The sequence below is a fragment of the Nonomuraea terrae genome (assembly GCF_004348995.1).
Lineage (GTDB): Bacteria > Actinomycetota > Actinomycetes > Streptosporangiales > Streptosporangiaceae > Nonomuraea > Nonomuraea terrae.
In genome coordinates, this window is record NZ_SMKQ01000255.1 from 1 (window position 1) to 11,915 (window position 11,915).

Consider the following 11,915-nt stretch of genomic DNA (forward strand, 5'->3'; position numbering starts at 1 on the left):
CCACCGGCAGACCCCTCCCGGCGGAGAACCGCTTTCGCGCGGACGGCCCCCTCACCGTGCACTCCCGCCTCAGCGTCCCGGCCGGCCCTCATGAACCGAACAGCCCTGACGACCTGGCCGGGCCTGACGACCTGGCCGGGCCCCGGGGGCCGGACAGCCCTGAGGCCGGTCCTCGCGACCCGGGCAGCGCCGGCGGCCAGGGCGGTGCCGGTGGGGTGCGGCCGCGGGTTGATGTGGTCGGCGGGTGCCTGCTGGCGTTGGCATTGGGGCTGCTCGTCGTCGGCCTGTACAACCCCGACCCCGCGCATGCCGTCCTCCCGCCCTGGGGGTTGCCGCTGATCGCTGCGGGAGCGGTGACCGCCGGCGGCTTCGTCTGGTGGGAGATCCGCTCCCCCGTACGCCTTCTGGACCTCACCGGCACCCCCAAGACTCCGCTCCTCGCCACCCTCGGCGTGAGCTTCCTCGCGGGGGCCGCGCTGCTCGTCACCATGGTGTTCGTCCCGCTGGCCGCCCAGACGTTGCTGGGCATGGACGAGCTGGAGGCGGCGCTGTTCCTGGCCAGGTTCCTCGCCTCCCTGACCGTCGGCGCGGTGCTGGGCGGCCTGCTGGCCCGCAGGCTGGGCGACCGGTACGTCGCCGTGGCGGGCATGGCGGTGGCGGCGGCCGGCTTCGCGCTGATGAGCCGCTGGCCGCCTGACCTGGCGGGCGCGGGCCTGGCCCTCGACCGCGACCTCGTCATCGCCGGGCTCGGCCTCGGCCTGGTGATCGCGCCGGTCTCCTCGGCGGTCCTGCGAGTCAGTACGGCGGCGCAGCACGGCGTGGCCTCGGCGGCCGTCGTCGTGGCCCGGATGATGGGCATGCTGATCGGCATCGCGGCGGTGTCGGCGTGGGGCTTCCACCGCTTCCAGTCGCTGACGGCCGACCTCGACACACCGCTGCCGTTCGGGGTGGACCCGGAGACCTACCAGCAGCGGCTGGCCGACTACACCGCCCAGGTGCAGGCGGCCCTGCACACCGAGTACACCGAGATGTTCCTGGTCACCACCGTCGTCTGCGTCCTCGGCGCCGCCGTCGCCTTCCTCGTCCCTCACCGAACCCGCCCCGCTTGAGCGACCGGGCCGGGCCGCCGCGTCTCGGCCGCGTGGGCCGGGTCTTCCTCCAACGTCCGGCCGCGCGTCGTACGGGCCCAGGCCGCGCCATCGCACGGGCCCGCCGCGGCCCCGGGTGTGGTTCGCCCGGGGTCGCGGCGGCTCGACGTCAGAGCACCGCAGAGGTCACGGCGAGAGGCGGTGGAGGTCGCGGGGGAAGGCGGTGGTCTGGCGGATGTTGGCGGCGCCTGTCAGACGTGCCGTCCATCGCTCCAGCCCGAGCGCGAACCCTCCGTGCGGCGGCATCCCGTACCGGAACGCCTGCAGATACCCCTCGTACGCCTGCGTGCCCTCGCCCCGGGCGGCCAGGGCGCGCACGTAGTCGTCGTAGCGGTGCAGCCGCTGCCCGCCCGTCACCAGCTCCAGCCCGCGGAACAGCAGGTCGAACCCGTTGGAGTAGCCGGGCCGCGCCGGGTCGGGGTGGGTGTAGAAGGGCCGCTTGGCCATCGGGTAGCCGGTGACGAAGAGGAACTCCGACCCGTGTTCCTTCAGCGCCCACTCCGACAGCCACCGTTCCTGCTCCGGCGACAGGTCGGGCTCGGAGGACGACGTCAGCCGCTGCGCCTCGCTGAAGTGCACGGCCGGGATCTCGGCGGGCACCTCCGGCAGCATGACGCCGAGGAGGTCGAGCGCGCCCGGGGCGCGGCGGCGTACCGACTCCAGCATGCCCGCGACGGCCTCCCGCAGCACCGCCATCACGTCCCGGTGGTCGCGCACGAAGCCCAGCTCGGCGTCGAGGCTCGTGTACTGGGCTAGGTGGCGTACGGTGTCGTGCGGTTCGGCGCGGAAGACGGGCCCGACCTCGTAGACCCGCTCGAACACCCCGACCATGGCCTGCTTGTAGAACTGCGGCGACTGCGCCAGGTACGCGGGCCGGCCGAAGTAGTCGATGCCGAAGACGTTCGCGCCCGACTCGGTGGCCGAGCCGACGATCTTCGGGGTGTGGATCTCGGTGAAGCCGAGCCGGTCGAGCGCCTCGCGGAACCCTGCCACGCTCGCGGCCGAGATCTCCAGGGGCGCTCGCAGCATCGGATGGCGCAGCGCGACCGGCGCGTGGTCGAGCACCGTCGGCAGGGCTGCCGAGACCACGGGACGGTAGAGGTCGAACGGCGGCGGCGCACTCGGCTGCGCCAGCACCTCGATCTCGGGTGAGACCAGTTCGTAGCCTCCGGGCGCCTGGGAGCCGGTGGCCACCGTACCGGTGACCTGGACGACGCTCTCCTCCGGAGGCAGGTCGCCGGACGCGGCCACCGCCTGGGTCAGGCCGCTGCGGTCTCTGACGATGAGGAAGGACACGGACTTCAGCCGCCGGCGGCGATGGACCCAGCCGGCGATCGTCACTCGTTGCCCGGCGTGCTCTGCGAGCTCCGCCGACAGGACACGAGAGATCATTACAGCTCCTCACGAGGAATTGCATGACCCCTTGGGAGTGCGGGGGAGAAGGGAGCTCCCGGTGCCACCGCACTTTCGCCGCCTCGCGGAGGAGGCGGCCTCGAAGGACCCTGTGACGGGGGTCAGACCGGCGGGGCATTTCCTCCCCGCACTCGGGAGTGTCTTCACCGGCGGGGCACGGGACCGCCTTCGCAGCTACCGGCGGCTCTCTGGACCTGTGCGGTCCGCTGGCTACTCGTCTCCGTCGACGTGTTGCCGCCGATCCTACGATCACCCGGGACCGGCGGCAAAACGATTACTTCTCCTTCTTGCCGCGCTTCTCGCGGATCTTCATCGTGACCTCGATGGGCGAGCCGGCGAAGCCGAACTCCTCACGGATGCGCCGCTCGATGAAGCGCCGGTAGGTGTCCTCCAGCCAGCCGGAGGTGAACAGCACGAACTTGGGCGGCTCGACGGACGCCTGCGTGGCGAAGAGGATCTTCGGCTGCTTGCCGCCCCGGACCGGCGGCGGCGTCTGCTGCACCAGCTCGGTGAGGAACGCGTTGAGCCGCGCCGTCGGCACCCGCGTGGACCACGAGTCGAGCGCCTTCTCCAGCGCCGGCACCAGCCGGTCGACGTGGCGGCCGGTCTTGGCGGAGATGTTGACGCGCAGCGCCCACGGGGTGCGGACGAGCTGCCGGTCGATCTCCTTCTCCAGGTAGTAGCGGCGGTCCTCGTCGACGAGGTCCCACTTGTTGAACGCCACCACCATCGCCCGGCCCGACTCGATGACCAGGCCGATGATGCGCAGGTCCTGCTCGGTGAGCGGCTCGCTGGCGTCGATCAGCACGACGGCCACCTCGGTGCGCTCCAGGGCCGCGCGGGTGCGCATGGCGGCGTAGAAGTCGGCGCCCTGCAGCTCGCGGTCGCGCCGCCGGATGCCGGCCGTGTCGACGAAGCGCCAGGTGCGCCCGCCCAGCTCGACCAGCTCGTCCACGGGGTCGCGGGTGGTGCCGGCCATCGGGTCGACGAGCACGCGCTCCTCCCCCGCCAGCTTGTTGAGCAGCGAGGACTTGCCGACGTTGGGCTTGCCGAGCAGCGCCACGCGGGCGGGCCCGCGCTGCGCCCCGAACGTGACCTCGGGCGTCTCGGGCAGCGCCTCGAGCACCACGTCGAGCAGGTCGCCGCTGGAGCGCCCGTGCAGGGCCGAGACCGGGTACGGCTCCCCCAGCCCGAGCGACCACAGCGCGGCCGCCTCCAGCTCCATCTGCTGGTTGTCGACCTTGTTCGCGGCCAGGATGACCGGCTTGCCGGACTGCCGGAGCACCGAGCCCACGGTTTCGTCGGCGTCGGTCGCGCCCACGGTGGCGTCGACCACGAACACGATCACGTCGGCCAGCTCGACGGCGACCTGGGCCTGCTCGGCGATGCGCAGGTTCATCCCCGTGGCGTCGGGGTCCCAGCCGCCGGTGTCGACCACGGTGAAGCGGCGGCCACGCCAGTTGGCCTCGTACGTCACGCGGTCGCGGGTGACACCCGGGACGTCTTCCACGACCGCCTCGCGGCGGCCGATGACGCGGTTGACCAGCGTGGACTTGCCGACGTTGGGCCGCCCCACGATGGCGACGACGGGCAGCGGAGCCTCGTCGCCGTGCTCGGTGATCTCAAGTTCGTCTAGGTCGGCCTCGACCCAGTCCCCCGTAGACACGATATTTCGTCCTTAATGTGAGTCCCGCACCCGATCGGGTCAGGTGCGCTCGTGTATCTGGTCGCGGCCACTCAGGGAAGCCTGCTCCGCGACCAGCCTCAACACCTCGGCGATGACCTCGTCGAGAGTCAGCGCGGTGGTGTCGAGTTCGACGGCGCCTGCCGCCATCGACAAAGGATCGGTCTTGCGTGTCGAGTCGAGCGCGTCGCGCCGGGCCATGGCCTGCTGCTGCGCCTCCACCGTCGAGCCGGCCACCTCGGCGCTGCGCCGGCGGGCGCGGGCCTCGGGGCTCGCCGTCAGGTAGACCTTGACGGGGGCGTCGGGCCAGACGACCGTACCGATGTCACGGCCCTCGACCACGATGCCGCCGGCGCCGATGATCTCGCGCTGCGACGCGACCAGCCGCACCCGTACCTCGGGCACGGCCGCGACGACGGAGACCGCGCCGGTGACGTCGGCCTCCCTGATCGGCCCCCCCACGTCGACGCCGTCGACGTGGATGGTGGGACCGTCGGGGTCGGTGCCGGGCTGGATGGACGGCTCGACGCAGCGGGCCGCGATCGCGGCGGGATCGCCGAGGTCGACGCCCTGGCTCAGCATCCACCAGGTCATCGCGCGGTACATCGCCCCGGTGTCGAGGTAACGCAGGCCCAGCGCCCGGGCGACCCCGCGCGACACGCTCGACTTACCCGACCCCGAAGGACCGTCCATGGCGACGACCAGACCGGTCACGGCCTCTCCCTCTTCACGTTTTGTCCGACGCGAAGAGGCTACCGTGTCCCGCTCGGTCGGCGATCCAGCCACTGCGGATGACTAAGGGACCGGCGGGCGGTAAGTGACACGGTGTGAGGAACGGATCCCGGGTCACGGTAGTGGTGGCGACCAAGGACAGGCTGCGTACGCTGACCCGTACGCTGCCCCTGCACCCGCGCCCGGTGATCCTCGTGGACAACGGCTCGGCCGACGGCACGCCCGCGTTCGTCCGCCGCCACTTCCCCGACGTCGAGGTCGTGGAGGCGGGCGTCAACCTGGGCGCGCCCGCGCGCAACATCGGCGTCAAGCAGGCGAAGACCCCGTACGTGGCCTTCGCCGACGACGACTCCTGGTGGGCGCCAGGGGCGCTGGAGCGGGCGGCGGACGTGCTGGACGCCCATCCCCGGCTGGCGGTGCTGGGCGCGCGCGTGCTGGTCGGTCCGCAGGAGCGGCTGGACACGGTGTCGGAGCAGATGCGCGACTCGCCGCTCGGCGTGGAGTCCGACCTGCCGGGGCCGAGCGTGCTGGGGTTCCTGGCGTGCGGGGCGGTGGTGCGCCGGGACGCCTTCCTGGAGGCCGGCGGGTTCGACGAAGTGATCTTCTTCTTCGGCGAGGAGGAGCGGCTGGCGGTGGACCTGGCCGCGAAGGGCTGGGGGCTGGCGTACGTGGACGACGTGGTGGCACACCACCATCCCTCGCCGCCGAAGGACCCGCGCGGCCGGCAGGTGCTGGCCACCCGCAACGCCGTGCTCACCGCTGTGCTGCGCCGCCCGTGGGGGGTGGTGGCACGGCGCTCCCTGGACGCCCTGCGCCGCGGCCCGGCCGGCTGGGAGGGCCTGCGTACGGCGGTGCCGCGGCTGCCCCGGGCGCTGGCCGATCGGCGGAGCCTGCCGGTCGCGGTGGAGCGGGCGCGGCGCGTCCTGGAGCGGTCCGGCTGACGGCGCACGTCGTTACCTCCCCCGGGGTGGGGGCAGCAAGGGAGGTATGAGCACTGCACCGAATCCGATCGACCTGCAGAAACACCTCAGCGGAGTGGACTACCCCGCGAGCAAGCAGGACCTCGTCAAGGCCGCCCGCGACCACAACGCGAGCAACGAGATCGTCCAGGCTCTGGAGGCCATGCCCGACCGCGAGTACGACGGCCCGAACGCCGTCAGCGAGGCGGTCACCAAACGCTAGACATCATGGAGGCGCGGCGGGCTCGCCCGCCGCGCCTTTCCTGTCATCCGAGCCTTTCCCCGTCATCCGAGCCCGGCGGTGAGCGCGAACGCCCGTACAGGCACCAGACCCCGTTTGAGCATCCGGAACGTCGGGAACGGGCTGCTGCTCACGGTCTCCTTGTAGGCCACGGCGAGCCGCCCGGTCAGGTACCACCGGCGCGGGCTGTCGTCCGGCCGGGTGAACTGGATGACGGCGTCCCGCCGCCCCAGGCTGAGCGGCTGGTGGAAATAGCCGAACCTGAACGGCCTCGGCGTCCTGCCGCGCAGCTCGTCGGTCAGCACGTCGCCCGCGTGCAGGCCCATGGGGACGCCGCTCTGGCAGGTGCCGTGCAGGACCCCGAACGGCTGGCTGACCGCCGCGGCGTCGCCGACGGCGTACACGTCGGGGTGGGACACCGAGCGCAGCGCCGCGTCCACCACGATCCGGCCGCGCGTGTCCACGCTCAGCCCGGACTCGGCGGCCAGGGGCAGGCCGCGGGTGCCGGCGGTCCAGAGCGTGGCCGCCGCGTCGAGGTGCTCGCCGCCGGCCAGCTCGACGCCGCCCGGGAGCACCTTCATGACCTGCACGCCCGCGCGCACCTCGACGCCGAGCCGTTCCAGCGCCTTGTCCAGGTACATCCGCGCGGCCGGCCCCATCATGGCGCCCGGCCGTCCCCTGCTCAGCAGGACGACGTGCAGGCGGGGGTGGGACTCGGCGATCTCAGTGGCCGACTCGACGCCGGTGAGCCCGCCGCCGGCCACGACCACCGTGCCGCCCGTGAGGGAGCCAAGCCGTTCGGCGAGCCGTACGGCCTGGTCGTGGCGGTCGTAGACGTACGCGTGCTCGGCCACGCCGGGGACCGAGGCGTCGGTGACGGCGCCGAGGGCGTAGACGAGCTTGTCGTAGCCGAGCACGCGGCCGTCGTCGAGCCGGACCTCACGCGCTGCGGGGTCGAGCGCGGCCACCCGGCCCAGCACCAGCTCGACGCCGGAGCCGGCGACCACGTCGGCGAGCAGGTGCTCGGCCGGCCGCTGCCCCGCCGCCGTCTGGTGCAGGCGGAGCCGCTGCGTGAACCTCGGCGAGGCGTTGACCAGCGTGACCTTGCCGCCCATCCGACGGGTCCCGCGCGCGGCCCGCAGAGCCGCCGCGACGCCGGTGTAGCCCGCGCCCAGTACCAGGATGTGAGTCATTGCGTGCCTCCTGAAGGTCGTTCGCCGGTGAAGACGAATCGAGGAGGCGCGGATGTGACATCGGCTCCTAGGGAACCTGCCAGCCCCGCTCGTGCAGCGCGCGGGTGAGCGTGACGGCCGCGTCGGGCTCGACCGACAGCTCGGCGATGCCCAGGGGCAGGCCGGGGGCGTGTTCCAGGCGGACGTCCTCGACGTTGACGCCGACCTCGTCGCACGCCTGGAACAGCCGGGCCAGCTGACCGGGACGGTCGCCGATGACGACCTGGACGACGGCGTACGCGGGGGCGGGGCCGCCGTGCTTGCCGGGGATGCGGTCGTGGCCCGCCACGCCGCGCTTGAGCAGCTGAACGATCTCGTTGGTGGCGGTGCCGTCGCCCTCGGCCAGGGCACGCAGGGCGTTCGCGGCGTCGGCCAGGTCACCGGCCACGGCCTCCAGGACCTCGGCGACCGGTGAGGCGTTGCCCGACAGGATGCCCAGCCACAGGCCGGGATCGCTGCCCGCGATGCGCGTGACGTCGCGTACGCCCTGGCCGGCCAGGCCGAGCGCCACGTCGGTGGCGTCGGCCAGGCGGGCGGCGACGGCGACGGCCGCCACGTGGGGCGCGTGGGAGACCACGGCGACGGCACGGTCGTGGTCGGTGGCGTTCACCTCGACCGCGTTGCCACCGCACAGCTCGATCAGCCGCAGCACGGCCGCCCGCGCCTCCGGGTCGGCCACCTCCGTCGGGCACAGCGCCCACGGCCGCCCGAGGAACAGATCGGCCCTCGCGGCCCCCGGGCCGGACTTCTCGCGCCCGGCCAGCGGGTGCGAGGCGACGTAGGAGGACAGGTCGCAGCCGAGCTGTGCGGCCCGGTGGATGGGCTCGGCCTTCACGCTCGCGACGTCGGTGTAGAACCGGGCGGCGTCGATCCGCTGCAGCTCCAGCAGCTCGGTGGCCACGTGGGCCGGCGGCACCGCGATGATCGCCAGGTCGGCCCGCCCGACCGGCTCGCCGCCGTCGGGACGCCACTCCTCGCCCGCCCCGAGCTCCCGCGCCAGCCGTACGGCTCCCGGATCGCGGTCGGCGAGCAGCACCCGCACTCCCCGCTTGCGCAGCGCCAGCGCCGTGGACGTGCCGATGAGGCCGGTGCCGACGACGAGCACGGTTCGTAGATCCATCTTGGTTCCTGAAGGCTGTTCGGTGGACGGGGCCTCGGGGCGCGCCCCGCCTGCATAACCTGCTTTGCGCAGCTTACTGCGCGATGTCCTGCCTCAGTGCCACCGCACCCCGCAGATAGACGTGGTTGATCTCCGAACGCGGGCGGTCCGTCTCGACGTGGGCCATGAGCCGTACGACGCGGGGCAGCGCGCCTGGTACGCCGATCTCGGTGCAGCAGATCAGCGGCACCTCGTGGAAGCCCAGCTTGCGCGCCGCGAGCGCGGGGAACTCGGCCGTCAGGTCGGGGGTGGCCGTGAACAGCACGCTGATCACGGCGTCGGGAGTGAGCTCGTTACGCTCCATGATCGCGTTGACCAGCTCGGTCGTCCCGGCGAGAATCGCGTCGCGGTCGTCGGCGTCCACCTGGATCGCCCCGCGGATCGCCCGCACCATGTGGAATCGTCCCCTTCGATAGCCGGAGAGCCCGTGCGGAGTGCGCACGGGCTCCTGCGTCCGGTCAGATTACAACTTCACCGCGGCGTACAGGTCGCCGACCTCCTTCAGGGTCAGCGCCCTGACGGTGCCCGGCTTCGTCCGGCCCAGCTTCACCGGCCCGAACTCGATCCTGGCCAGGTCGATCACCCGGTGGCCGGACTCCTCCAGCATCCGCCGTACGACGTGGTTGCGGCCCTCGTGCAGGACGACCTCCACCAGCGCCTGCTGGCCGTGCTCCTGCACGACGGTGAAGCTGTCGGCCCTCGCGATGCCGTCCTCCAGCTCGACGCCCTGCTTGAGGCGGCGGCCGAGATCGCGCGAAATCGGCCCCGGCACCTTGGCCCAGTACTTCTTCTGCACGCCGTAGCTGGGGTGCGTCAGCCGGTTGGCCAGCTCGCCGTCGTTGGTGAGCAGCAGCAGGCCCTCGGTCTCGGTGTCGAGCCGGCCCACGTGGAACAGCCTCGGCGCCAGCTCCTCGACGTAGTCGGCCAGGCACGGGCGGCCCTGCGGGTCGTTCATGGTGGAGACGACGCCGATGGGCTTGTTCAGGGCGTAGTAGACGAGGTCGGGCGCGGTCGGGATGCGCTTGCCGTCGACGTGGATGACCTGCTTGGCCGGGTCGACCTTGGCGCCGAAGCGGCGGACCACCTGGCCGTCGACGGTGACACGGCCGTCGCCGATCATCTCCTCGCAGGCCCTGCGGCTCGCGACACCCGCCTGGGCGAGCACCTTCTGCAGCCGTACGCCGTTGGGGACCTCGGTGGTGTCGCGCTCGTCGGTGTAGCCCTCGGGGTAGAGGTCGCGGTCACGCAGGGGCTGCCTGTTGGCCTTCACCCGGGCCTGCTGGGGGCTGCCGACCGGCGGCTGCGACTCCTGCCGCCTGCCGCCGACGGTCTGCACGTCGTCGCGACGGGGCGAGCGCGGGGCGCGCCGGTCGTCGCGGGGGGCGCGCTCGCCGGCGTCGCGCCTGCCGTAGCGGGCGCGCGCGGAGCCGGCACCCGCGGCGTCGTCCCGCCGCCCGCCACGTCCGGCCCGGAACCCGCCCCGCTCATCACGCTCGGTACGCTGCTCGCGCCCGTAACGGTCCGGGCGCTCACCACGGCCGTACCGGTCGTCCCGGTCACCGCGAGAGGGTCGGTCGTCACCGCGCGAGTACCGGTCGTCCCGGGCGTACCGGTTCTCACGGTACCCGCGGTCGTTGCCACGCGAGCCCCGGCCACCACGGTCACCGCCCGCGAAGCGGTCGTCCCGTGCGGGCCGGTCGTCGCGCGCGAAGCGGTCCTGGCGCGCGGGCCGGTCATCACGCGCGAAACGGTCGCCGCGTGGACCGCGGTCGTCGCGCGCAGGGCGGGCGTCACGTGAGTAGCCCCGGTCATCGCGCGTGAAGCGGTCACCGCGTGCGGGACGGTCACCGCGCGTGAAGCGGTCACCGCGCGCGGGACGGTCGTCACGTGCGGGACGGTCATCGCGCGTGAAGCGGTCACCGCGTGCGGGACGGTCGTCACGTGCGGGACGGTCATCGCGCGTGAAGCGACTGTCACGTGGGCCGCGGTCGTCACGTGCGGGACGGTCATCGCGCGTGAAGCGACTGTCACCTGGGCCGCGGTCGTCGCGCGTGAAGCGATCGCCGCGCGGACCACGGTCGTCGCGCGCAGGGCGGGCGTCACGCGTGTAGCCGCGGTCGGTGTCGCCATCGCGCCTGCCGTACCGGGCGCGGGATCCGCCCCGGTCGACGCGGAGGGCGTCGCGGCCGTCGCGGGCTCCGCCGCGGAAGTCGTCCCGCCGGGACGCCTCGCGTCCGCCGCCCCGGGAGTCGCCCCCGCGGGAGTCGCCCGCACGGGAGTCGTCGCGCCGGGACGAGCTTCGCCCGGCACCGCCTCGGGGGCCCTCGTCGCGGTAGCCGCCACGGGCGTTGTCGTCACGGAAGTCGTTGTCACGGAAGCCGCCGCGGCGGGCGCCCTCGTCACCGCGGGAGCCCCCGCGGTTGCCACGGGCGTCACCGGAGCGGAAGGCGGGACGTCCGTCTCGGCCGGAGCCTCCGGTACGTCCACGACCGCGTCCATCACCGGACGGGGTGCTGCGCCTGTTGATCACTGTGTTGTCTCCTCGAGGTTTTCCACGTCGTCGGGGAGGAAGGGCGCGAGCTCGGGGAGCTCGCTCAGGTCCCGCAGTCCCAGACGTTCAAGGAAGTATGAGCTTGTCCGGTAGAGCACTGCCTGGCTCTCCGGGTCGGTGCCGGCCTCTTCGACCAGCCCCCTGGCGACGAGCGTCCTCATGACGCCGTCGCTGTTGACGCCGCGGATGGCGGCGACGCGGGCACGGCTCACCGGTTGCCGGTAGGCCACGACCGCGAGGGTTTCCAGCGCGGCCTGGGTCAGCCGCGTCTGCTGGCCGTCGCGTACGAACCGCTCGACCAGGGGCGCACAGTCGGCACGGGTGTAGAAACGCCAGCCGCCCGCCACTTCTCTCAAGTCGAAACCCCGCCCGGAGGCGGTGTATTCCGCGGCCAGGCCGCGCAGGGCCGCCGCGACCTCATGGGTGGGCCGCTCCAGCACTTGCGCGAGGGTCACCTCGGCGACGGGCTCGTCGACGACCATCAGGATCGCCTCCAACGCCGCCTCCAACGGCGGCGCCGCGACAGCGGGCCCGTCATCGTCGACGGGCAGGTCCACACCAGCTGGCAGGTCCACACCAGCTGGCAGGTCCACACCAGCTGGCAGGTCCACACCGGCTGGCGGATCCACACCGGCGAACACGTCCTCTCCGACGATCCCCCTCGCCTCGGCGGAGTCGAGAGCGCCGCCCGGCTTACTGAAGCCCACGGCCCCGCTCGGCTCGCCGAAGTCGCCGGCACCGCCGAGCTCGGCGACCTTTGTCGCGCCCGCGTCTTCGGCCCCGGCCCCCGACGACC

General features: G+C 73.0%; 11 protein-coding genes. 3 read left to right on the forward strand and 8 right to left on the reverse strand.

Annotated features, from left to right (window positions below; genetic code table 11):
* A partial coding sequence (locus tag E1286_RS42045) for an MFS transporter (protein WP_246075631.1) occupies window positions 1-1,109 on the forward strand: 1,109 nt, incomplete at its 5' end.
* Between the two features lie 165 nt (window positions 1,110-1,274).
* On the opposite strand, the gene aspS is transcribed toward E1286_RS42045, so the two are convergent.
* The 3 genes from aspS to cmk form a co-directional block, all read right to left on the reverse strand.
* On the reverse strand, window positions 1,275-2,540 hold the full coding sequence (gene aspS, locus E1286_RS42050) for an aspartate--tRNA(Asn) ligase (RefSeq protein ID WP_132622148.1): 1,266 nt from the start codon (window positions 2,538-2,540) through the stop codon (window positions 1,275-1,277).
* Window positions 2,541-2,835: 295 nt separating this feature from the next.
* On the reverse strand, window positions 2,836-4,227 hold the full coding sequence (der, locus tag E1286_RS42055) for a ribosome biogenesis GTPase Der (protein ID WP_132622150.1): 1,392 nt from the start codon (window positions 4,225-4,227) through the stop codon (window positions 2,836-2,838).
* Between the two features lie 39 nt (window positions 4,228-4,266).
* Window positions 4,267-4,959: a (d)CMP kinase gene (cmk, locus tag E1286_RS42060; RefSeq protein ID WP_246075632.1), complete on the reverse strand. Its 693-nt coding sequence runs from the start codon at window positions 4,957-4,959 to the stop codon at window positions 4,267-4,269.
* 113 nt (window positions 4,960-5,072) lie between these two features.
* Between cmk and E1286_RS42065 the strand changes: the two genes are divergently transcribed.
* Together E1286_RS42065 and E1286_RS42070 are read left to right on the forward strand one after the other, a co-directional pair.
* Window positions 5,073-5,918, forward strand: coding sequence for a glycosyltransferase family 2 protein (locus E1286_RS42065; RefSeq protein WP_246075633.1), 846 nt, complete (start codon window positions 5,073-5,075; stop codon window positions 5,916-5,918).
* Window positions 5,919-5,964: 46 nt separating this feature from the next.
* The gene (locus tag E1286_RS42070; RefSeq protein WP_132622152.1) at window positions 5,965-6,159 is read left to right on the forward strand and encodes a DUF2795 domain-containing protein; all 195 of its coding nucleotides are present in this window, start codon (window positions 5,965-5,967) and stop codon (window positions 6,157-6,159) included.
* Between the two features lie 62 nt (window positions 6,160-6,221).
* Here the strand turns inward: E1286_RS42070 and E1286_RS42075 are convergent, their stop codons facing one another.
* From E1286_RS42075 to scpB, 5 genes are all read right to left on the reverse strand, one after another.
* Complete coding sequence (locus E1286_RS42075) at window positions 6,222-7,370, reverse strand: NAD(P)/FAD-dependent oxidoreductase (RefSeq protein ID WP_132622154.1); 1,149 nt, start codon at window positions 7,368-7,370, stop codon at window positions 6,222-6,224.
* Window positions 7,371-7,437: 67 nt separating this feature from the next.
* On the reverse strand, window positions 7,438-8,529 hold the full coding sequence (locus E1286_RS42080) for a prephenate dehydrogenase (RefSeq protein ID WP_132622156.1): 1,092 nt from the start codon (window positions 8,527-8,529) through the stop codon (window positions 7,438-7,440).
* A 73-nt stretch (window positions 8,530-8,602) separates the two neighbouring features.
* Window positions 8,603-8,962 (reverse strand): chorismate mutase, encoded by a 360-nt coding sequence (aroH, locus tag E1286_RS42085; RefSeq protein WP_132622158.1) that lies wholly within the window; start codon window positions 8,960-8,962, stop codon window positions 8,603-8,605.
* A 69-nt stretch (window positions 8,963-9,031) separates the two neighbouring features.
* Window positions 9,032-11,098: a pseudouridine synthase gene (locus tag E1286_RS42090; protein WP_246075634.1), complete on the reverse strand. Its 2,067-nt coding sequence runs from the start codon at window positions 11,096-11,098 to the stop codon at window positions 9,032-9,034.
* Window positions 11,095-11,601 carry an SMC-Scp complex subunit ScpB gene (scpB, locus tag E1286_RS42095; protein ID WP_246075635.1) on the reverse strand — a complete coding sequence of 169 codons (507 nt, stop codon included), beginning with the start codon at window positions 11,599-11,601 and terminating at the stop codon, window positions 11,095-11,097. The genes E1286_RS42090 and scpB overlap by 4 nt, the downstream gene beginning before the upstream one ends.
* Between the last annotated feature and the right edge of the window lie 314 nt (window positions 11,602-11,915).

What these genes read in the sequence shown, in the direction of transcription:
- aspS (WP_132622148.1), bottom strand. Translation starts at nt 2,540, where the DNA reads ATGATCTCTCGTGTCCTGTCGGCGGAGCTCGCAGAGCACGCCGGGCAA.
- E1286_RS42070 (WP_132622152.1), top strand. Translation starts at nt 5,965, where the DNA reads ATGAGCACTGCACCGAATCCGATCGACCTGCAGAAACACCTCAGCGGA.
- E1286_RS42075 (WP_132622154.1), bottom strand. Translation starts at nt 7,370, where the DNA reads ATGACTCACATCCTGGTACTGGGCGCGGGCTACACCGGCGTCGCGGCG.
- E1286_RS42080 (WP_132622156.1), bottom strand. Translation starts at nt 8,529, where the DNA reads ATGGATCTACGAACCGTGCTCGTCGTCGGCACCGGCCTCATCGGCACG.
- aroH (WP_132622158.1), bottom strand. Translation starts at nt 8,962, where the DNA reads ATGGTGCGGGCGATCCGCGGGGCGATCCAGGTGGACGCCGACGACCGC.
- scpB (WP_246075635.1), bottom strand. Translation starts at nt 11,601, where the DNA reads ATGGTCGTCGACGAGCCCGTCGCCGAGGTGACCCTCGCGCAAGTGCTG.